Consider the following 20,979-nt stretch of genomic DNA (forward strand, 5'->3'; position numbering starts at 1 on the left):
GCGGAGGAGTCACGAAGGACAGGTATTGCCCTTGATGAGCCCCAAACCGGCCTTGGTCCGGGAAAAGTGCCAAGGTCGAGGGTTTGCGGCTCAACCTGAGATGGGCACTCTCACTCCTGCGGCCGGTTGTGCGGGGCCGGGGATTCCGGCCTCGACAGGCGTTCCCTCGGCGCTCCACCACGGGACGGACCGCGTACGGAAGGTAGCGTAACCGTCACCGTCCGGGACGTGAGACGCCGACGCGAAGAGGAGAGATCATGTCGAACCCGCCGCTTCCCGAGGAAGCAGTCGCCATGCTGAAGAGGCCGAATCCGGCCGTCATCACAACGCTCCAGCCCGACGGCCGGCCGGTGTCCACCGCCACCTGGTATCTCTGGGACGACGGCCGGATCCTGGTCAACATGGACGAGGGCCGCAAGCGGCTGAATCACCTGCGCGACGACCCCCGGGTCGCCCTCACCGTGCTCGAAGAGGACAACTGGTACACCCACGTCAGCATCATCGGGCACGTCGCCGACATACGCGACGACAAGGATCTGACCGACATCGACCGGCTGGCCCAGCAGTACCTCGGGAAGAAGTATCCGCAGCGGGACCGCGGCCGGGTCAGCGCCTGGATCGAGATCGACCACTGGCACGGCTGGGGCAAGCACAAGGACAGCAGCCAGCCCGGCTGACACCCACAATCGACCCGGAGTTCGGCGACACCCCCTGGTCCGGAGGTCCCGCTGCCGGATCCGGCCGGAACCGCGGAGGGAAACGGCCGGAGCCTGACCCGCCAAGCTCCGGCGGCCACCACGACCTTCACCATCGGCGCCGTCACCCCGGATATCGCACCGTTTTGTCCAGGAAACCGCCCCCCGGAGGGGCGGCAAACTCCGGCCGGCTGCTCCAAAGAATTTTTTCGCGGCACATCCGACAGGGTAATTTTCTTCTGTGAGTGATCCATAATATCGCCATGAACACGCGTTTTGCCATTTGGGCGGCAGTAGCGGGTGTGACCTCCGTAGCGATCACCATCTATGTGCACGTCGGCTTGGAGGCCGCGGACAAGATATCCAGTTCGGCCGGTCTGGTGGTCGCATTGCTCGCAGCCGCCCTTACATTTGATCAGGTCGCCGCACAAAGGAAAAAAGGGGTGGTAGTAAACCCTGAGGCGCCGACGATTCCGGAGGCGAGAAGATTCATTGAGGACCTGCGCCGACTGCGCGGGAACTCCTCATTCAAAGAGGTCGGCGCACATATGGGGCGTCATGGCAGCTTTCTGGCGCGACGCCTCGTTCCAACCGGGCCGTTGCCCTCTCTGGAATTCGTCAAGGCCTACACCACGGCGTGTGGGGCCGACCCTGTTCCCTGGGTGGACCGCTGGTCGGCGCTGGCTCGGGCCACCATGGCAGCGGCGCCGTCCAGACGGAAAAAGTCCGTGCACGCCGTGGCGAGAATCGTCGTGCTGGCCGCGGTGGTGATCGCCGGGGTCTGGGTGACAGAAAAAGTCTTGTCGACCCCTACGGGTCCCGTCCCCTCCCTGGTCATCCCCACCTCGTCTCCGGCGGCCAGTCCGTCGCCGGTAACCTCTGGACACGGTTTCCCCATAACGATCGAGAGCATGACCATGCGCATCTTCTCGGGGGACTGGACCCAGACGGTCAGTGGCAATATCGAGATCTGGTCGAACCTCACCTGTCCGTCCGGTGTCACGACTTACTGGATGGCCCTGCGTCCGATCGGCACCGTCGCGCAGTTCACCTGCAACTCCTGGCAGCATCACAAATGGGTCAACGTCCCCGCGGGGTTCTATCACTTTGAGATCTGGAAGCAGCGTGACGGCCAGACGGTCATGGGAACGGCGCTCGTGCACACCAGCACGCCCATCACCTTTCATCCCAAATTAAATCCGCCGGTGTCGAAGCCCCCGGCGGGGACTTTACCGGGATCCGCCGATCCTCCCCGGACCAGCATCCTCGGCAGCCGGTCGGCGAGGAACTCCCCCGTGCCCAGCAGAAGGCTCGTGCCGGATCCGCTCCACCACTGCTCGCATCGCCTCGCGATCGAGGTCTGCCACAACGCCCCTTCCGCCGGTATCCGGACTGGCGACGTCCGATGAGGGGGCGGCGGCCGGGTCTTTGACAGCCGGAGATTCCACGTCACCAAAGCACCAAATATCACCTCATTCAGCACCGATATTGCGGAACTCCCTCCCAAATCAGTGTTCATGCCGCACTATGCGCACCTGCGGGAACCCTCGGGGCCTCGCTGACATCCAACTCGTGCGCGACTGACGTCCGCTCACCGGACGCGAGCCGTACATCCCCGATGTTGATGACATATGAGGTGTTGTGATCATGACGTCGAACGTGACGCGGTTATATCAGGCGGTGCTACGCGACCCCACACCTCCGATCTCCATCCGGCTGCGCCGTACCTTCTCGGGCTGGGTCGTACGGAAGGGGTTCCCGGCCCCGGGCGCCGCGGCGCCGAAGGTAGAGGCGGAGGTGGGCGGAGCCCGGCTCGTGATGGAGCGGCGTGGCGACTGCGGCCGCTACACGCTGGACGAGCCGTGGGGGGAGGCACGTCTGCGGACCCGGGTGACCTACGCCGAATCGGTGCCGGGCATGACCGGATGGGTCGTCGTCACCGTGGACCAGCATGGAGAGCCCGAACATGCCGGGACCACCGGGCAGGGATCGAGGGCGGGAAGACGGAAAGGCCGGGAAGCGGAGCCGCAGCAGGAACCGGCGGTGGTGAAAGCACCCGGTTTCCTCCCGGCGTACCTGAGCACCTCGCGGATCAGCGACGGCGGCGTCCAGGTGGAGGGCGGCCCGGTGCTCCTCCACGAGGATGACGTGCGGCGCTTCGTCCACGTGATGACCGAACCCCGCCGCCGGGTGCCGGTCCTGGTCGTCTCCACGAACCCCCGCGATCCCGAGGCGGCGCGGGAGCGCGCCGGTCGACTGGCCGACGGCGTCGCAGGGGTCGGCCTGGTCGTACGGCTGGCCGACCTGAGCGCCCAGGACCGGTTCAACGAGGCGATGGGCCCGGAGCTGGGCGTGTTCGGCGGAGCGATCCGCACCTACTTCACCCCTTTCGATCCTGCCGGGGAGCGCTACCCCCGTCGGCACCTGCCCATGGGCGACGCCAAGATCCGCAGCTGGGGCGCCGCCGCCCTGGATCGGATCGTCGACGGGGCGATCGGCGAGACCGCCCATCGTGAGCTCCCCGAAGACGTGCGGCGGACGCTCAGTGCCGTCTACCGCGTGCTCGCCGGACGGGCCGAGCTGGGCGAGATCGCCGCCGCCGCGTCCCGGCCCTCGAAGACCGATGCCGCCCGCGAGGACCTGCTGCGGCGGATGATGGCCAAGACCCGGCCCACGGCCTCCCCGGTCGCCAAGCCCTCCGAGGACACCGGGGAGACCGAGGGCAACGCCGAGGTCGCCGAGGTCGCCGCCGGGAAGGACACGGAGACCGGGGAGACGGTCGCCGTGGAAGCCGGGCCGACCTCCGGCGTGGCGGAGATCGCCCAGAGTGTCGCGGACCTGGTGGTCAAGGAACTGCGCGGGGAGTTGGAGACGGCCCTGGGACTCGCCACGTCGTCCCAGGCCTCGGGCGACTCCGGCCGGGTGCTCCGCGAGGTCCGCACGCTCGGCCCGCACCTTTCCGGCCTGCGCGACATCGTCTTCGAGCTGCGTGACGCCGTCGCGGAACGACACGATGCCGTACTTCCCACCGGGCTCCCCGCCGAACCTCACTCCGAACCTCCCCCCAGACCTCACGCCAAGCCTCCCGCCAGGACGGAGGACGCGAGCGACCGGCTTGCCGCCGAGATCAGGAAGCTTCGCGACGAGCACCTACTGCTCAGCGGGGAGTACGCCGAGGCCGTCACGAACGCCAGGAAGCTCGCCGAGCGGGTCCGCTGGCTGGAGCGCAGGCTCGCCGAGGCGGGCCAGCCGGTGTACGGGGTGACCGGGGACGAACCCGTGTTCGAACCCGGCGGCCTGATCGAGGTCCTGGCCGAGGCCCGCGAGAGCCTGCGTCACATCGGCGTCGGCGACATCGACGACGCCGCCGCCCGGCTGGACCTGGAGCATCACGTCCAGTGCCGTACCTGGGCGGCGAAGGCGTGGGACGCGCTGCGCGCCCTGGACGACTTCGCGGGGGCGCGCTCCCGCCGGGAGTTCGCCGGCGGTTTCTACGACTGGTGCACCAACGGCTCCCCCACTCGCCTCACCATCCCCACCGGGATGCTGTCCATGCGCGAGTCCAAGAGCGTGGTCAGCCGCGCCAAGTTCAGCGCCCCCCGCGTCTTCGCCGTACCACCCGAGGTGCATCCGAGCGGGCAGATGCTGATGGAGTCCCACATCAAGCTCCGGCCCGTCGGATACCCCGCGCCCCGGCTGTACTTCCACGACGACTCAGCCGGCACCACCGGCAAGGTCTGGATCGGCTACCTGGGTGAGCACCTCCCCAACACCCGCACCAACTGACGCCGGGAAGCACCCCGCCCTATTTCGAGATCCGGGGCAGCGTGGCGGTCATGAGGGAAACGACGGCGGTAGGCCGGCGGCCGAGCCCGGTCTGCCGCCGGCCGATTTCCTGGCTGTGCCGTCCCAGAGCCCGCACCCGCGCCACCAGTTCGGTGTAGTCGAACCGGCGGACCCGCGCCGTCCTGGCCGCCGGTGGTCAGAGGTGGGTTCACCCGCGTTTCTGCAGGGTGTAGAGGCGGATCTCGATGCCGTCGGGGTCGGTCACCCCGCTGATCAGCCATCCGATGCTGGCCTCGGCGATTCCGGAGTGGGCCGCGCCGGCGGCGTCGAGGTGATCCGACCACTCCACCAGCGCGTCGTAGGTCGGTACGCCGAGCGCGACGGGGTCGAACCCCCGCAGCTCCCCTGCCAGCCTGGGCTCCTCGCGCAACGCCAGCATGAGGGTACCGTCCCGGTCGCGCAGTGCCACACCGCGCAGCACGCCCGCCTCGACGAACTCGATCGCCACCTCAAGGCCGAGCACCCGCCCGTACCACTCGATGCTCTTGCGCACGTCCGAGACCGGCAGTTTGACGTGATGGAATCCGCCCAGGGCCGTCATCGGTCACCCCTTCCCGGCCGGCGAGGGGCGTCGGCGCGGATCTGAAGTTATTAAAGTTATACTTTAAAGTGTTACTATAGTTTGGTGTCAGACGTCAACGGCCGGAACCGAAGATCCGCGCAGACCAGGCTCCGCATCGTCGAAGCCGCGCACCGGCTGTTCGTCACCCACGGCTACACCGGGACGACCTTCCAGGAGATCGCCGACGCCGCCGGGGTGTCGGCCCCGACCGTCTACTTCCACTACGGCAACAAGGGCTGTCTCCTCAAGCACGTCGTCGACGTCGCCTCCATGGGTGACGACGAGCCCGTCCCGCTTCTCGAACGGCCCCGGTTCGTCGCGCTGAAGGCCGCACCGGACCCGGCGACGGCCATCCGGCGGTGGGTTCACGAGTCCGGCGTCATCCTCGGCCGGGTCGCCCCCGTCCTGGCGGTGGTGCGCGACGCGGCGGCGAGCGATGCCGACATGGCCGCCCAGTGTGCCCAGAACAGCGAGGAGCGGCGCACCGCCCACAGCACGTTCGTCGCCGTCCTCGCCGGGCTGACCGCGCTGAGACCTGGACTGACCCGGCGCCGGGCCACCGACATCACCGTCGCCCTGCTCTCACCGGACCTGTTCCTCGTCATGACCCGCGAATGCGCGTGGACCACGAAGCACTGGGAGAGCTGGGTCACGGATCAGCTCGCCCACGCCCTGCTCCCGGATCCCTGACCTGCGGCATCTTCCAGACGCCGAGCCGCGGTCACCGGCCATCGTCCGCGGCGACGAACACCGAGGGGCTCCCTGACCCGTATATCCAAGACACTTCGAAAATTGAATCTTCGCAGACGCTAAGAACTCATCATCAAGACTTTCCATATTTCGGTGTATATCAGCTTTTATCAGCCTAATTCAGTATTTGCCCATCTCGGGAGTGTGGCGGGAACGGGCTCGGGCATCATTCAAAAGGACTGGCAACCAGGATCCCTAGATGGCGACACACGCCGAATCTTGGGGGTGCACGGTGTTCGAACTGCGCGAGTTGGGCTCAGGCCTGGGTTACCGGACCGAGCTCGCAGACATGATCGACCAGCATGCCGACCGGATCGACTGGCTAGAAGTGATCACTGAGCACTTCCTGTTCGCCCCTACTGACAAGCGGGAACGGTTGCACGCGCTGGCCGCCCGATTCCCGATCGTGCCGCACGGGGTTGAAATGTCCATCGGCTCGGGCTGTGAAGTCGATGGAGACTACCTTGAGGCACTGGCGGCTCTGGTGGCCGAGATCGATGCGCCGTGGTTCAGCGACCATCTGTGTTTCACCCGGACGGATCAGGTCGCGCTGGGGGTGCTCGCGCCGCTGCCCCGCACCCGGGAGACGGCGCGCCTGCTGGGACGCAGGGCGCAGAAAGTGCAGGACGCGGTGGGGGCACCGTTCCTGCTGGAGAACATCACCTACTACGTGAATCTGGCCGGCCCGCTCAGCGAGGCGCAGTTCATCGCCGAGGTGATGGAGAACTGCGAGTGTCACCTGTTGCTGGACCTGACCAATCTCGACATCAACGCCCGCAATCACGATTTTGATCCGCTGGAGTTCCTCGACACCATCCCGGTGGAGCGGGTGGCGCAGGTGCACCTGGCGGGCGGTGAGGACGGGGACGATAGGGAGTTGTCCCTCGACACCCATGGTGAACCGGTACCACCCCGCGTGTGGGACCTGCTGGCCGAACTGGTGGGCCGCACCACCGTTCAGGCCACCCTGGTGGAACGCGACCGGAACTTCCCGGATGATCCGTACGAGCTGCTGGTGGAGATCGACCAGGCCCGTACCCTCCTACGACGTTCGCCTGCCGGCCCGTCCATGACCGGGAGCACCTGATGGGCCTACAGGAGGCCTTGGCCGCGGTGCTGACCTGCGAGGCCGAACTGGCGACGTTGCGTGAGGATCCCGCGCGGCTGCAGCACCGCTACGGGTTGAGCGATGCCGAGCTGGCCATGTTGGCCGGCGCTCCACCCGCGGGATTCCGTGTCACCGCTGAGAGCGTCCGCAGCAAGCTGGTGCAGAAGGTGACAGCCTGTCTGCCCGTCACCGTCGCCGAGCTGAAGGCCCATTACCCGGAGCTGTTGGAGGGGTTCGCCTCCGCCACCGTTCGCCGACCGCAACCGGGCGAGGGGTTGACGGGCTCCGGGGAGCCCGAGCGACTGGTGGCGTGGATCGACGGCCGCGCGTCGGCGCCCTTGGTCGACTTCGCCCGCTACGAACTGCTGTGCGGACAGCTCGCACGTGACCGGCAGGCGACCCAGGCGGCCCAAGCGGCTCAGGCGACCCAGGCACCCCAAATGCCCCAGGCAGCCCATACGGCCCAAGCAGCCCAAGCAGCCCAAGTGGCCAGAAAACCGACCGCCGCCGTTCCGGATGACCTCGAACCGGTCCTCGAACCGGTCCTCGCTCCGGACGGGGCCGTCGGTGAGGGCACACCGGCAGGTGGGGTGCTCAGCATCTCCCCCACCGTCCGGGTCGCGTTCTTCGATCACGACGTCACCGCCGAGGTGCCGCCCGCGCGACTACCCGCCCGGCACACGTCGATCCTGCTGCAACGCCAGTGGGGTGAGCCGGCCGTACGGGTCTACCGGATCAACGACGCCACCGCCGCCCTGCTGGACCACTGCGACGGCACCCGGAACGTCACGGAGGTGATCGCAGCGGTCGGCGTCGGTTCTGACCAGGTCACCGGCATGCTCACCAGGTTTGTCACCGAGGGCGTGGTCTGCGTCGCCGCTGACCGTTACTGAGGGAAGGCCCGGCCACGACTCCCCGAGGGCCATCCCCATCAGGCTCCGCGCCGACCTCACAGAGGTCACCTGAAACAGCGCGGAAATCGACCCGGCGACGGGTCGGCGATCTGTGACCTGCCCACGGCGGGACACACTTTGAAAGGAAGCCCATGAGCACAAACACACCGGTCGATACCACCACCGATCAAACGACCTCGCCAACGTTCGTGTTCGAGCCCATCGTCGATCTCACCTCCGCCCAGGCACCAGACCACTGCGGTGGGAGCACCTGTAGTCGATGCGGTCATTAGCCAGAGTCACGGCAACAGCTAGAAGAGGAGTGGGGCTTCGACAACCCCACTCCTTTCACCCGCCATCCCCGATCACCACATGATTGATGACCTAACGGGATGTACCTAATGGGATGTCAGGTGAAGACGGGAGACGTGTTCCACGAGGACGGCCGCCCCTTCGTCGTGGAAATGTGCTTCCACTACCACCGGGGTTTCCACCCCTGCGGTCGCTACCTGTGACCTGCTCCCGGAACCCTGGAGAGGGCTCCGGGGTATCCGGCATCTCCTCAGTCCACCTGCTCCGGTGCGAAGTGTTCACGTAGCAGGGCGATCTTCCCGTCGCGAAGGCGGAAGATCTGTACCAGCGACATGGTCGTCGCTCCTCCTGGCACGTCGAAGGCGGTATCGATCTCGGCGATGAACACATCCGGGTCAGCGGTGGTGTGCAGCACGTACCGGTACCTGTCCGCGTTCACCTTGCGGTCGCTATCCACCGATCGCGCATAGTACGCGGCCATTCCATCGCGTATCTTCTCGCGCCCCTCCAGGCGCCTCGGAAAGACGCGGCCGGGCGCCGAGGGCTCCGCCCCCGGACCGGCGGCGGCCCAGCGCGATCTCGTACCACGATCATCGACATCACCACTCGGCCTCAGGCCGAGCCCCCCCTGGACAAGCAGTCCGTACCGGTGCCCGGCGCCGCCCGTGTCAAGCGAGTGCCCATGGCCTTTTCGCTCTTTCGGAAAAGTCGACAGGTTCCCAAAAATAATCGGAACAAACAAATCCGGAGGTTAAATTGGCTTTGCCGGAGTCTGCCGCAAGAACAAGAAAGCAAGCAATTAGATCCTTTGCGCCAAAGGATTCGCCTTATATCGTGCCTGTTGCCCATGGCCGCCAAGTGATCCATGCTCGCGGCCATTCAGAGGAGGAACCCATGTACGGCAAGCGACAACTTATGGTGCTCGGTCCGGCGCTTCTTGCGGCCCTGACCCTCGGACCGGCCTCGATCTCGCACGCCTCGGCCACGCCGGATCCCACACCGCCGGCGGCAAGCGCTCAACAGAGCAAGCCAACGACGGACCTGGCCCCACCGGCCAGGGACCCGAGAGGGGGGTACTGGAACGGCTACCGAGACGGCTACCGAGCCGCCGGACAGGACTGTTCTAGGCCGAGGGCCAAAGCGGGCGAGTTGCCCGGCCTCGCACTGAGAATCAGCGACTACGACAGGGGCTGGCTGGACGGCTACGACGACGGCCACGACAGGTTCTGTAGATAAACAGGAACCAAACACACTGAGGTAATCAAGGCGTTCGGCACGTCTCATCGGCCGGACCGGCCGTGAACGAAGAAGCGGAGCTCCAACCCCCGGAAGGGCTTTTGCCCGAAATCGCCCTTCCGGGGGTTGGAGCTCCGCCGGCCGCCCCCTCTGCCGTCGCTCGCGAAGTCACCATGGCCAAACCCTGAGAGACACGCGATGAGGCGGTGCAGAATTCAGGGCCGCCCGTTCGACCAGGCGGAGAGCCTGACGCCCCCCTCAATTGGGTCTCTCTCGCAAAACACCATGAACGGGCAACACCGGCACCGAGATCACACCCCCGCGCGCGGCCGACCTCTGATCCGGCTCTGCCCCGGCCCCGGCTCTGATCCGGCTCTGCCCCGGCCCCGGCTCTGATCCGGCGGGAACGGTGAGGGCTCGCGGGCCCGGTCAGTCCAGGGGATGGCGCACCCAGACGTTGGGTTCGACGTAGACGGCGTAGTCGTGCGCGAGCACGCAGCGCGGCCACCCCGGCCACGATCGTGCCGTGCCGTCCGAACAGGACACCGGCCACGGCCGTGCCATGGGCGGCTTTCGGGCCCGTGACACCTTCGGTCGGCCACGGGCCCGGCACCCGGGTGAGACCGGCTCCCGGCAGGGGGCCGCGCCGCCGCGCGACCCGCACAGTCCGCACGGCTCACACAGTCCGCACGGCTCACACAGCCCGCACGGCTCACACGGCCCGCACGGCCGGAGAGTGGCCGCGATGCCCGCGAATGACCGAGGATGCCCGGGGCGGTCACGGACAGGCAGAGTCACCGGGGCCTTATAGCTCACTTATGTAACCAGGTCAGGGGGGACTCCCTCGGGCTGCCGACAGCGGGATCCCAGCAAAAGTTTCCAACTCGATAGCGCAAAGTATTGACTTGGTAACCACACCAAAGCATAATTCCCGTCATGCATGCACAGAATTCCACAAAAACGGGCAACCATGCTGCCCGCTGAGCGGCATTCGCGCATCGGGGAGGCGCTCCGGACCTCTCGCGTGGTCACCACGGACGACCTCGCTCGCGAGCTCGGCGTGTCAGCGGAGACGATCCGCCGTGACTTCGTACTGCTCGAACGCCAGGGAAAGCTGGCGCGCGTTCACGGAGGCGCGACGATCGCGCTCGGGCAGTCGTCCGGTGAGGAACTCCCCTTCGCCGAACGCGCCGGGACCGCGGCGGAGGCGAAGAGGCGCATCGGCCGCGCCGCGGCCGCGCTCGTGCATCCCGGCCAGACCATCGTGATCGACGTGGGAACCACAGCCGTCCAGGTGGCCCGTGCCCTGCCACTTGACTTCTCCGGGACCGTGGCCACGTGTTCCCTGCTGGTCGCCGCCGAACTCTCCGAGCACCCCGGCATCGAGGTCCTCGTCTGCGGGGGCAGGCTGCGGAGCGGAGACCTCGCGCTCTCGAACTCGGTGGCCCAGGCGTTCTTCGCGGACCTGCACCCGGACATCGCGTTCCTCGGATCGGGCGGCGTCGACGCCGTGGCCGGCCTGACCGACTACTACCTGGACGAGATCGCGGTTCGGAAGATCATCCTCAGGAACGCGACGCGTTCCTACGTGCTCGCCGACTCAGGCAAGTTCGGCCTGGTCGCCCGGCACCGGGTCGCCGAGGTGAGCGAGTTCGCCGGTCTCATCACCGAGGCGGAACCCCCCTCCGGCATCCAGGACACGATCACCCGCAAGGGCGGGGTGATCGTGCTGTCTTGAACGTTCTCGACTGTCGAAGGAGCCGGGCGGCGCGGCAACGCCACCCGGCTCGGACTACCACACCGATGCACCATCTGACAGGAAACACAGGAGTTGTAGGTCCATGACCCAGTATTCACCACCCGCGCCGGGCAATCAGGAGAGCGGCGCAAGTGTTGAGGAATTCGGTTACAAGCAGGCGATGACGCGGGGCACCGGGCGTTTCGCCTCGTTCGCCGTGGCGTTCGCCTTCGTTTCGATCGCCACCGGCATCTTCACCACGTACGGTTCGGTGCTGAACACCTCGGGACCGGCCGGTATCTGGACCTGGCCGATCGTGATCATCGGTCAGCTCGCCGTCGCGTTCATCTTCGGCTCGCTGGCCGCGCGCATCCCGGTGACCGGCTACTCCTACCAGTGGATGTCCCGGCTGGCCAACCCCGTCCTCGGCTGGATCATCGGCTGGGTCTCGTTCTCGTTCCTCGCGGTCGTGGTCGTGGCGGTGGACTACACCATCGCCTCCACCGTGATGCCCGTGCTGCTCGGCTACGAGGGCACCGCGCTGAACGCCTGGGTGATCACCGGCGTGGTCATCATGTGCCAGGCGCTGCTGGTCGGGTTCTCCACGAAGTGGACCGAGCGGGTCAACAACTTCGCCGTGACGGCGGAGCTGATCGGCATGATCGCCCTCGTCCTGCTGCTGCTGATCGTGGGATTCGTCGCCAAGGAAGTCAACTTCGCCAACCTGTTCAGCACCGGCGCCATCCCGTCCGAGGGCTACCTCAGCATTGGCACCCTCACCTCGGCCGGCCCGTGGATGCTGGGCTTCCTGCTCGGCGCGTTCACGATCGTCGGTTTCGAGTCGGCGGCCAACCTCGCCGAGGAGACCAAGGACCCGGCCCGCGTCGTCCCCCGCGCCATGTGGCAGGCGGTTCTCGCCTCCGGTGTGCTCGGCTTCCTGTTCCTGGTCGCCGTCACACTGCTCGCCGGCGACCCGGTCGAGCTGGCCAAGTCGGGAACCCCGGTCGCGGACGTGATCAGCCGGTCGCTCGGCCCGATCGTGGGTACGGGTCTGCTCGTGCTGGTGGTCATCGCGATCTTCGCCTGCGGCATGGTGATCCTGATGACCGGCGTGCGGCTGGTCTGGGCTATGTCCCGCGACCAGCGCTTCCCCGGCTGGCAGGGCCTGCACAAGGTCTCCCCGCGCTTCGGCACCCCGCTGAACGCCACCGTCTTCATGTTCGTCATCGGCGAGCTGATCCTGGCGGTCTTCTCCACCCGGACCGACGCCCTCTTCGGTCTGTTCGCCGCCGCCACCCTGCTGCCGGCGATCATCTACACCGGGACCGTCGTCATGTACGTGGTCAAGCGGAAGTCGCTGCCGCCGAGCAAGGGGTTCGACCTGGGCCGCTGGGAGATCCCGGTGATCGTCGTCGCGCTGATCTGGCTCGCGTTCGAACTGCTGCTCTTCCGTGACGCCTCATTCGTGGAGCCGTGGATCTACGTGCTCATCATGCTCGCCATCGGCGCCGTGTACTTTGCCTACCTCCTTCTCACCAAGGGCACGAAGGGCCTGGTGATGCCGGACATGCACTCCATCGACGCGGAGCTGACCACCGACGCCACGGATGCGGCCAAGGGCAGGCGCACGGAGGGGACCCACCGGCGGTGACCACGGTACTGGCGATAGACCAGGGAACATCCGGCACCAAGGCGATCGTCGTCGACGCCCGCGGTGAGGTGCTCGGCCTCGCCGAGCTCCCGGTCCGCCCCACCTACCTGCCCGCAGGCGGAGTCGAGCAGGACCCCGGGGAACTGCTCGACTCGGTCCTGGCGGCCGGTCGCCAGGCCGTCGCGCGGGCCGGGGTGCGGATCGACGCCGTCACGCTGGCGAACCAGGGCGAGACCGTCCTGGCCTGGGACCCCGTAACGGGTGAGCCCCTATCGGCCGCCATCGTCTGGCAGGATCGCCGCTCGGAGAGCATCTGCGCGGAGCTGGAGGAGTTCAAGGACCGGATCGCCGCGACCACCGGGCTGATCCTGGACCCGTACTTCTCCGCCCCGAAGATGGCCTGGCTACGCCGGAACGTGACGGGTGAAGGGGTGGTCACCACCTCCGACTCCTGGATCATCCACCGTCTGACCGGGGAGTTCGTCACGGACGTCGCCACGGCCAGCCGGTCGCTGGTCACCCGGCTCGACGACGGCGACTGGGATCCGGAGCTGCTGGAGCTGTTCGGGCTCGGCGGGGAGCGCCTGCCGCGCATCGTCTCCTGCGACGAGGTGGTCGGCCACACCTCCGCGTTCGGCGGGCACGTGCCCGTCGGCGGACTCGTGGTCGACCAGCAGGCGGCGCTGCTCGCCGAGAACTGCCTGAACGCCGGAGAGGCGAAGTGCACCTTCGGCACCGGCGCGTTCCTGCTTGCCAACACCGGCACCTCCGCCGCGCGCTCCACCGCCCGCCTGGCCGCCTCGGTCGCCTGGCGGGTCCGGGGGGAGACCTCGTACTGCTTCGACGGCCAGGTCTACACGGCCGCCTCCGCCGTACGGTGGATCCAGGATCTCGGCTTCATCCGTACCGCCGCGGACCTGGACGTGGTCGCGGCGGCGGACGCCGAGGGGGTGCTGTGCGTGCCGGCGCTGGCCGGCCTGGCAGCCCCCTGGTGGCGTCCCGACGCCAAGGCGTCGTTCTCCGGGCTGACCCTCTCCACCGGTTCCGGGCACCTCGTGCTCGCCGTACTGCAGGGGATCGCGGCGCAGGTCGCCGAGCTCGGCGACCTCGTCGCCGCCGACCTCGGGCAGCCGTTGACCCGGCTGCGCGTGGACGGCGGGCTCACCCGGAGCAGGGTCCTCATGCAGGCGGTCGCCGACCTGATGCGGATCCGGATCGACGTCTACCCCTCCCAGCACGCCACCCCGATGGGGGCGGTGGCGCTGGCCCGCACCGCGCTGGACCCGTCGCTCTCCCTCGCGGACGCGGTGGACCCGTGGGAGCCCAGCACGACCTACGAACCCCGATGGTCCGCCGATCAGGCGGCCGACTTCCGCTCCCGGTGGGGAGAGGCGGTCAACGCCGCCCTGACGCGGGAGGGAGCACGGTGAACACCACATTCGATGTGGCGGTGATCGGTGCCGGCATCGTCGGCTCGGCCATCGCCAGGAAGCTGGCCGGGTACGAGCTGAGCGTCGCGCTGCTCGACGCGCGCGACGACGTCGGTGACGGCACGAGCAAGGCGAACACCGCCATCCTGCACACCGGTTTCGACGCCAAACCCGGCACCCTCGAATCCCGGCTGGTGCGCGAGGGCTACCATCTGCTCTCCGAGTACGCGACGCGGACCGGCATTCCGGTCGAGCACACCGGCGCCCTGCTGGTGGCCTGGACGGCCGAGGAGCTCGACGCGCTGCCGGGCCTGCGCCGGAAGGCGGAGCAGAACGGGTACGGCAGGACGGAGATCGTCGGCCCCGAGGAGGTGTACCGGCAACTTCCCCACCTCGGGGAAGGCGTCCTGGGCGGCCTGACCGTTCCCGACGAGTCGATCATCTGCACCTGGACCACCAACCTCGCCCTGGCCGCGGACGCGGTCGGCCGCGGCGTGACGCTGCTGCTGAACCGGGCGGTCACCTCGGTCGAGGACCTCGGCGATCACACGGTGCTGCGCGCTTCCGGCGGGGAGGTGAAGGCCCGCTGGGTGGTCAACGCGGCGGGGCTCGGCGCCGACGTCATCGACCGGCTGTTCGGCCACGACCGTTTCACGGTCACGCCGCGCCGCGGTGAGCTACTGGTCTACGACAAGCTCGCCCGCCCGATGGTCAACAAGATCGTTCTGCCGGTGCCCAGCTCGCGCGGCAAGGGCGTGCTGATCAGCCCCACCGTCTACGGCAACGTGCTGCTCGGTCCCACCGCCGAGGACCTCGTCGACCGCACCGACACCGGGACCTCGGAGAAGGGGCTGGAGTTCCTGCTGGGCAAGGGCGAGAAGCTGATGCCCGACCTGCTGCGCGAGGAGGTCACCGCGACCTACGCCGGTCTGCGCGCGGCGAGCGACCACCCCGACTACCTCATCGAGGCCGACGCCGGACAGCGCTACGTGCTGGTCGGCGGGATCCGCTCGACCGGCCTGACCGCCGGCATCGCCATCGCCGAGCACGTCGCCGAGCTCGCCCGTGGCGCCGGGCTGGTGCTCGTACCACGGGAGAACCTGCCGGAGCCGCCCCGCATGCCCAACCTCGGGGAGGCTTTCACCCGCCCGTACCAGGACGCCGCCCGGATCGCCGCCGACCCCGCCTACGGCCACGTGGTCTGCTTCTGCGAGCGGGTGACCGCCGGCGAGATCCGCGACACCTTCCGGTCGCCGATCCCACCGGCCACCCTGGAAGGGCTGCGCCGCCGCACCCGGGCGATGAACGGACGCTGCCAGGGGTTCTTCTGCGGCGCCGAGGTCAAGAAGCTGCTGGAAAGCAGGGGCGAGAGCGCCTGCGGGCAGAGCCACGCACCGCAGGAGGCCCGCCGATGACGTCCGGCGACAACACCGCGGAAGGCCCGCCGATGACGTCCGGCGATATCACCGCAGGAGGCCTGCCGATGACGTCCGGCGATATCACCACTCTCACCCCGGCCGTCGTCATCATCGGCGCCGGACCGTCCGGGCTGAGCGCCGCCCGTGAACTCGCGCCGAGAATCAACGGCGAGGTCCTTGTCCTGGACCGGGAGAGCACGGCCGGGGGCATTCCCCGGCACAGTGACCATCCCGGCTACGGGATCAGGGACATGAGACGCTTCATGAGCGGTCCCGCCTACGCCAGGAGGCTCGTCCGGCAGGCCGAGGCCGCCGGTGCGACGATCCTGACGAACGCCACCGTGACGAACTGGGCCGGTGACCGCGCGATCGAGGCCACCACCCCGCGGGGCCGCATCCGCGTCGAGGCGCAGGCAGTCATCCTGGCCACCGGCGCCCGGGAGCGTCCACGACCGGCCCGGCTCATCCCCGGAGACCGCGCCCACGGCGTCTACACCACAGGGCACCTGCAGAATCTCGTCCACCTGCAGCACGGGAAGGTCGGGAAGAGAGCGGTCATCGTCGGCGCCGAACTGGTCAGCTGGTCGGCCGCGCTGACCCTGCGCGAGGCCGGTTGCCGGACCGTCCTGATGACCACCGAGTATCCCCGGCCGGACTCCTACTCCCTGTTCAGCGTCCCCGGCAGGATCCTCTTCCGCACCCGGGTCGCCACCCGCACCCGGGTGACGAAGGTCATCGGCCGACCGGAGCTGCGGGCCGTCGAGATCGAGGACATCGACACCGGCAGGAGGCGGGTCGTCGAGTGCGACACGCTCGTCCTCACCGGCGACTGGATCCCCGACCACGAGCTGGTGCGCGCGGCGGGAATCGCCATGGACCCCGGCACGAACGGCCCGCTGGTCGACAACGCGCTACGTACCGACAGGCCGGGCGTGTTCGCCGTGGGCAACCTGCTCCACCCGGTTGACACCGCCGACATCGCGGCGATCGACGGCGCCCATGTCGTGCGCTCCGTCATCGCCTGGGTGGAGGAGAGGAGGACACCGGCCGAACAGGTACGTCTCGTCGCCGACGCGCCCTTCCGCTGGGTGGCGCCGGAGATCTTCCGCCCGAAGGATCCGGCCCCGGCCCGTCGCCGCCTGCTGTTGTGGAGCGACCGCTACATCCCGTTCCCCCGGATCGTTCTTCGGCAAGAGGGAAAGGTCGTCGTGCGGAAGCGGCTGTGGTGGCCGGCGGCTCCCGGCCGGGTGTTCCGCATCCCGACGAGCATCCTCAGCGCGGTCAGACCGGACGCCGGTCCGGTACACATCGGCGTGGAGCCCTGACACACCTTCAACGAGCGGCCCCCGGCCACAGGCGTGGAGCCCTGACACACCTTCAACGAGCGGCCCCCGGCCACAGGCGTGGAGCCCTGACACACCTTCAACGAGCGGCCCCCGGCCACACTGGTCGGGGGCCGCTCGTATGTGCAAGGTGAGGGGCACACCGACGGCAGGTGAGTGGACAGGCACCGTTCACACGTCCGGCGTCGTCCGTGGTGAAGGTCGGGGATGCGCCGAGGGTGTGATCTGCGGGCCTGTCCGGGGTTGAAGGTCAAAACCGCAGCGACGGCAGGTGGACGGGCGGGCGCCGTTGACGCCTGCGGACCGTACGGGGTGAAGGGCATGTTGGGGGGAGGCGGTTGGGGGGAGGCAGTTGGGGGTCGAGGCGAAGGGCCGGGACGAAACGGGGCAAAAGGCTTACTGGTCGGCCTCTGGCGCGTTTTTCCGTAGGGGTTTTCCTTGATCTGGGTGATTGAGCACACCCCCAGCGTGCTCAATCACCCAGATCAAGGACCGAACAGGCCAGACCGCAGGAACTGGGGCGCCCGGTCCAGCCATGGGCGATGAGGACGTGGCTGATCTGGGCGGCGACCTCGCAGGAGCGGTGGGTGACATCCGCGTAGCCATATCGGAGCGAGGCTTTGTTCTTTTCCGTGGCGGCGTTGTCTCTGCGCATGTCCCGGAAGACATCCCGCCCAAGGTGACCGACTCGGCCATCGAGGTGAACGATCGTGCGATATTGCTCATAAGTCACGTCGTCGTACTGGCTGACGCCGTCTTCGGTGCGCCGGAGCTGGCGTCGACCTCGGGGGAGATCATGAGCCCGCTCGACTCTCTGGAAGTAGCGTGTCTCCAACAGCGAATGGGCACCTTCGGCGGCCACACCCACGAACGCGATCAACTCCGGCCGCCGGCGAAGCTTGCCGTGCCCTGCGAGTGTGGTGGCCAGCCGAGCCGCGGTGGTCAGTCGGGAGCCGCAAGCCTGCGCTACCCATGCGGTGACCTCGTCAAGATCAGAGGAGAGCTGGGTCAGCGCGATGACCGTCTCCTCCAACCTGGTTCGCGGCGGAGATGCCGCCGGATGCCTGATCCGATCTGCCTTGGAAGATCGGTGGATCCGTATGTCCCTCAGCCTGGATCCACGGCGTGAATTCTGGTGATCATTCTTCGGTTCGATTCCTTCACCAGGACCGTTTTGCCTGACGGGGGTCTGATTTGGGGTGTGGAGAACCCGCCGTGCGCGGGTCACGGATTGTCCAGGCGTTCACGGGCTCGGGGGCGGGGTTCGTGCGCGAGGGCGCGGGTGACCGTGGAGGTCGAGGGAAGAGTGGTGGCAGGGCGGGGACGGGTCAAGCCGCGCGGATCGGTGGCAGCCGGTGGACGGCTTGGAAGAGGTTCATCCATGCGTGCCGCCAGTGCCAATACCGGGGAAGATGCAGGGTGAGGTGGCCCCGGCCGTGCCGGGCGATGCGGGCGGGCACGCCGATGAGATGGCGGCGCAGGGTGGCGCCGCGCGCCTTGGCGTGAAAGGTTCCGGCCAGGCAGCCGGCCGCGCGCAGCAGGTTGTGGCAGATCGCCGCCAAGGTCAGCCAGGCGGCGTTGGCGGTGAACACGCCCGAGGGCAGGTGCGCTAATGGTCCGTCGATCAAGTCCGCGTTGACCTGCTCGATGACCGCGTGATCACGGTGTTGTTCCTCGGCCTGCCCGAGGGCGTACGGACTGTCGGTGAAGATCGCGTGATAGCGGTAGAGCGGGAACGGTTCCTCTGGCCGGAGCCCGGTCTGCGAGTTGAGCCGTTTGACCCGGCGCACGATCAGCCGGGCGGTGATGGCCTGGCCCTTCTTCGCGGCGAACGCCGTGTAGGCGACCTCCGCGATCTCGGCGTCGGAGATCCAGCCCCCTGCTTGTTCGTCGAAGATGGCGTTGGGGTATTTGATCGCTGTCCAGGCGGTTTCGTCGATCGCCGCGATCGCGGCTTTGATCTTGGGGTCCATTTTGGCGGTGACGGAGAAGCGCACGTCGTTCGTGTGGCAGGCGTTGATCACGCCTGCGGTGTAGAACGCCGAGTCCCCGCGCATCATCAGGGTGGCGCTCGCGCCCGCTGATCGTGCCGCGCCGATCGACTCACGCACGAACCAGGCCGCGCCGCGGGCGGAGTTCGCGCTTCCGCCGCGCAGCCGGGTGCCGGTCACCACCGGGGCGGCCAGCGGTGTGGACAGTGTGGAGGCCAGCACGTTCAGTCCGCGCACCAGCACGCCCTTGCCGCCGATCTTGGTGTGGCCGAACCCCGATCCTTGCTTCTTGTAGCCGTAGGTACGTCGCTGCATCGAGTCCACATCGAGGAAGGCGAGCACGTCCGCGCCGGGCGGCAACGGCGTATGGGCGGCCGGCCGGGCCGGCAGCAGGCGGGCCACTTTCTCGATCTGCCGGACGTTGCCCCAGGCCAGGCACCGCAGGAACGATCCCAGCGTGGACGGTGCGCGGATACCGGTAAACAACGTGTCCATGCCGCCGTGGCGCAGTGCGTCCAGATCATCGATGCTGTCGGCCCCGCAGGCCATCCCGGCTACGATCGAGCCGATCTTCGCCGCCGGGTTCACGCCGTCCCGGCCGGTGGGAGTGACGTGCTCGCCCGCCAGGTCGCTCAGGCCGCACCGCTCGGCCAACCGCATCACCGGCCCCAGCCCGCCGTACGCGACTACACGCTCCTCATCGAAGATCGCATGGGTCTTGGCAGAGTCGTGGAACAATTGCACTTGAGAGGTGTCCTCTCGATCAAGGTGGCGGAAGCCTGAAGAACTCCCATCATCCCAGGTCGGAGGGCACCTCCTCTCATTTCAGGATCTTCAGTTCAGAATCGGCTCGGTGGATCCAGGCTCAGTGCTCTGACCGAATGACCGTGGGACAGCGTCACGTGGATCAGGCCACTCGGCCGTTCGGTGATTCCCCACAACTCTGCAGCGGTGTGGTGACTGAGCATCGCGCCTGTCCCGCAGGCGAGAACCGCGGCCCACAGCTCAGCGGTTCTACTCAATGGTCCGGTAAAGGTCGCATAGACGCCTCGGCCGGGATAGACGGCCCGCCACCGACAACCACCAAGGTAATGGGAGACGGCGCTCCGGGAGATTCCGTATCCCAGCACCTGCTGCCGGGTGACGACCCCCGCCTGATGGTGCATCAGGCGCTCCAGTGCCAAGGGGAGACGTTGATGGGCCAGTGCTCGCATACGCCGCAGGATGCCCTGTGAGAGAGGAAGCCCGTAGGACCGAATTCCTTTCTGTGGATAAGCACCCTGCCCCCATCCGCCCGATGAGTTGCACCGATCAGTCCTTGATCTGGGTGATTGAGCACACCGGGGGTGTGCTCAATCACCCAGATCAAGGAACCCCCTACGGAAAAGCTCACCAGAGGCCGACCGTAAGGTTTTTGCCCCGTTTTGCCCCCTCTCCTCGCCCCCACCATCACCACCCCCAACCACCTCCCCCAACGCGCCCTTCACCCCGTACGGTCCGCAGGCGTCAACGGCGCCCACCCGTCCACCTGCCGTCGCTGCGGTTTTGACCTTCAGCCCCGGACAGCCCGCAAATCCGAACGGCGCTTGACCACCCACTCACCCTCGACGCGGTTTTGACCTTCACACCGGACAGCGCCGCAGGTGCCAACGGCCCCCAACCACCCCGTACATGCCCTGGGCGGTGCCGTAGGTATGAACCCGTGTCCAACTGCCCCGCAGGGGCCGATCCCACGATGATCATCCGTCGGCAACGGCAGCACACGCCCTCCAGGGGAGGGATTCCAACGCCTTCCTCGACACGAGCAGGTGAGCTGGTGGCGGCGCCGTTCCCGCGTCGCGGCCTCCGAGCACGAGTTCTTCAAGCTGGTCAAGGAACGTGAGAGGCACGGGTTCGGGTGATCGATCCCGTTCGGTGACGGGTTCGGGTGATCGATCCCGTTCGGTGACGGGTTCGGGTGATCGATCCCGTTCGGTGACGGGTGCGGGACGCCGAGGTACGCGGCC

17 protein-coding genes are annotated in these 20,979 nt (G+C 67.7%); 12 read left to right on the forward strand and 5 right to left on the reverse strand.

Annotated features, from left to right (window positions below):
- The first annotated feature begins 257 nt into the window (after nt 1–257).
- The 3 genes from OG884_RS07945 to OG884_RS07955 all read left to right on the forward strand — a co-directional run bounded on the left by OG884_RS07945 (nt 258) and on the right by OG884_RS07955 (nt 4,481).
- Nucleotides 258–677 carry a PPOX class F420-dependent oxidoreductase gene (locus OG884_RS07945; protein WP_326643659.1) on the forward strand — a complete coding sequence of 140 codons (420 nt, stop codon included), beginning with the start codon at nt 258–260 and terminating at the stop codon, nt 675–677.
- A 281-nt stretch (nt 678–958) separates the two neighbouring features.
- Nucleotides 959–2,104 carry a hypothetical protein gene (locus tag OG884_RS07950; RefSeq protein WP_326643661.1) on the forward strand — a complete coding sequence of 382 codons (1,146 nt, stop codon included), beginning with the start codon at nt 959–961 and terminating at the stop codon, nt 2,102–2,104.
- Between the two features lie 238 nt (nt 2,105–2,342).
- Nucleotides 2,343–4,481, forward strand: coding sequence for a hypothetical protein (locus tag OG884_RS07955; RefSeq protein ID WP_326643662.1), 2,139 nt, complete (start codon nt 2,343–2,345; stop codon nt 4,479–4,481).
- Nucleotides 4,482–4,689: 208 nt separating this feature from the next.
- Here the strand turns inward: OG884_RS07955 and OG884_RS07960 are convergent, their stop codons facing one another.
- Entirely contained in the window at nt 4,690–5,082 is a 393-nt protein-coding gene (locus OG884_RS07960; protein ID WP_326643664.1) for a VOC family protein, read from the reverse strand.
- Nucleotides 5,083–5,166: 84 nt separating this feature from the next.
- On the opposite strand from OG884_RS07960, the gene OG884_RS07965 reads away from it, so the two are divergent.
- From OG884_RS07965 to OG884_RS07975, 3 genes are all read left to right on the forward strand, one after another.
- Entirely contained in the window at nt 5,167–5,793 is a 627-nt protein-coding gene (locus OG884_RS07965; protein ID WP_326643666.1) for a TetR/AcrR family transcriptional regulator, read from the forward strand.
- Nucleotides 5,794–6,052: 259 nt separating this feature from the next.
- Complete coding sequence (locus OG884_RS07970) at nt 6,053–6,940, forward strand: DUF692 domain-containing protein (RefSeq protein WP_326643668.1); 888 nt, start codon at nt 6,053–6,055, stop codon at nt 6,938–6,940.
- Complete coding sequence (locus tag OG884_RS07975) at nt 6,940–7,854, forward strand: hypothetical protein (RefSeq protein ID WP_326643671.1); 915 nt, start codon at nt 6,940–6,942, stop codon at nt 7,852–7,854. Before OG884_RS07970 ends, OG884_RS07975 begins: the two co-directional genes overlap by 1 nt.
- A gap of 562 nt (nt 7,855–8,416) precedes the next feature.
- Here OG884_RS07975 and OG884_RS07980 read toward each other — a convergent pair.
- On the reverse strand, nt 8,417–8,605 hold the full coding sequence (locus OG884_RS07980; RefSeq protein WP_326643673.1) for a hypothetical protein: 189 nt from the start codon (nt 8,603–8,605) through the stop codon (nt 8,417–8,419).
- 455 nt (nt 8,606–9,060) lie between these two features.
- Between OG884_RS07980 and OG884_RS07985 the strand changes: the two genes are divergently transcribed.
- Complete coding sequence (locus tag OG884_RS07985; RefSeq protein ID WP_326643675.1) at nt 9,061–9,402, forward strand: hypothetical protein; 342 nt, start codon at nt 9,061–9,063, stop codon at nt 9,400–9,402.
- Nucleotides 9,403–9,831: 429 nt separating this feature from the next.
- Here OG884_RS07985 and OG884_RS07990 read toward each other — a convergent pair whose 3' ends face one another.
- Nucleotides 9,832–9,966, reverse strand: a complete 135-nt coding sequence (locus OG884_RS07990) for a hypothetical protein (RefSeq protein WP_326643676.1) — start codon at nt 9,964–9,966, stop codon at nt 9,832–9,834.
- A gap of 406 nt (nt 9,967–10,372) precedes the next feature.
- On the opposite strand from OG884_RS07990, the gene OG884_RS07995 reads away from it, so the two are divergent.
- The 5 genes from OG884_RS07995 (at nt 10,373) to OG884_RS08015 (ending at nt 16,964) form a co-directional block, all read left to right on the forward strand.
- Nucleotides 10,373–11,140, forward strand: coding sequence for a DeoR/GlpR family DNA-binding transcription regulator (locus OG884_RS07995; protein WP_326643677.1), 768 nt, complete (start codon nt 10,373–10,375; stop codon nt 11,138–11,140).
- 103 nt (nt 11,141–11,243) lie between these two features.
- Nucleotides 11,244–12,791 carry an amino acid permease gene (locus tag OG884_RS08000; RefSeq protein ID WP_326643679.1) on the forward strand — a complete coding sequence of 516 codons (1,548 nt, stop codon included), beginning with the start codon at nt 11,244–11,246 and terminating at the stop codon, nt 12,789–12,791.
- Nucleotides 12,788–14,221 (forward strand): FGGY family carbohydrate kinase, encoded by a 1,434-nt coding sequence (locus OG884_RS08005; RefSeq protein ID WP_326643681.1) that lies wholly within the window; start codon nt 12,788–12,790, stop codon nt 14,219–14,221. The genes OG884_RS08000 and OG884_RS08005 overlap by 4 nt, the downstream gene beginning before the upstream one ends.
- The gene (locus OG884_RS08010) at nt 14,218–15,636 is read left to right on the forward strand and encodes an NAD(P)/FAD-dependent oxidoreductase (protein ID WP_326643683.1); all 1,419 of its coding nucleotides are present in this window, start codon (nt 14,218–14,220) and stop codon (nt 15,634–15,636) included. The genes OG884_RS08005 and OG884_RS08010 overlap by 4 nt, the downstream gene beginning before the upstream one ends.
- 68 nt (nt 15,637–15,704) lie before the next feature.
- Nucleotides 15,705–16,964 carry an NAD(P)/FAD-dependent oxidoreductase gene (locus OG884_RS08015; protein WP_326643685.1) on the forward strand — a complete coding sequence of 420 codons (1,260 nt, stop codon included), beginning with the start codon at nt 15,705–15,707 and terminating at the stop codon, nt 16,962–16,964.
- Between the two features lie 490 nt (nt 16,965–17,454).
- On the opposite strand, the gene OG884_RS08020 is transcribed toward OG884_RS08015, so the two are convergent.
- Together OG884_RS08020 and OG884_RS08025 are read right to left on the reverse strand one after the other, a co-directional pair.
- A complete protein-coding gene (locus OG884_RS08020) occupies nt 17,455–18,015 on the reverse strand; it encodes a hypothetical protein (protein ID WP_326643686.1) in 561 nt (186 codons plus the stop codon).
- Nucleotides 18,016–18,310: 295 nt separating this feature from the next.
- Nucleotides 18,311–19,717, reverse strand: a complete 1,407-nt coding sequence (locus OG884_RS08025) for an IS1380 family transposase (protein WP_326643688.1) — start codon at nt 19,715–19,717, stop codon at nt 18,311–18,313.
- Between the last annotated feature and the right edge of the window lie 1,262 nt (nt 19,718–20,979).

Source organism: Streptosporangium sp. NBC_01755 (assembly GCF_035917995.1).
In the GTDB taxonomy this organism is placed as follows: Bacteria; Actinomycetota; Actinomycetes; order Streptosporangiales; family Streptosporangiaceae; genus Streptosporangium.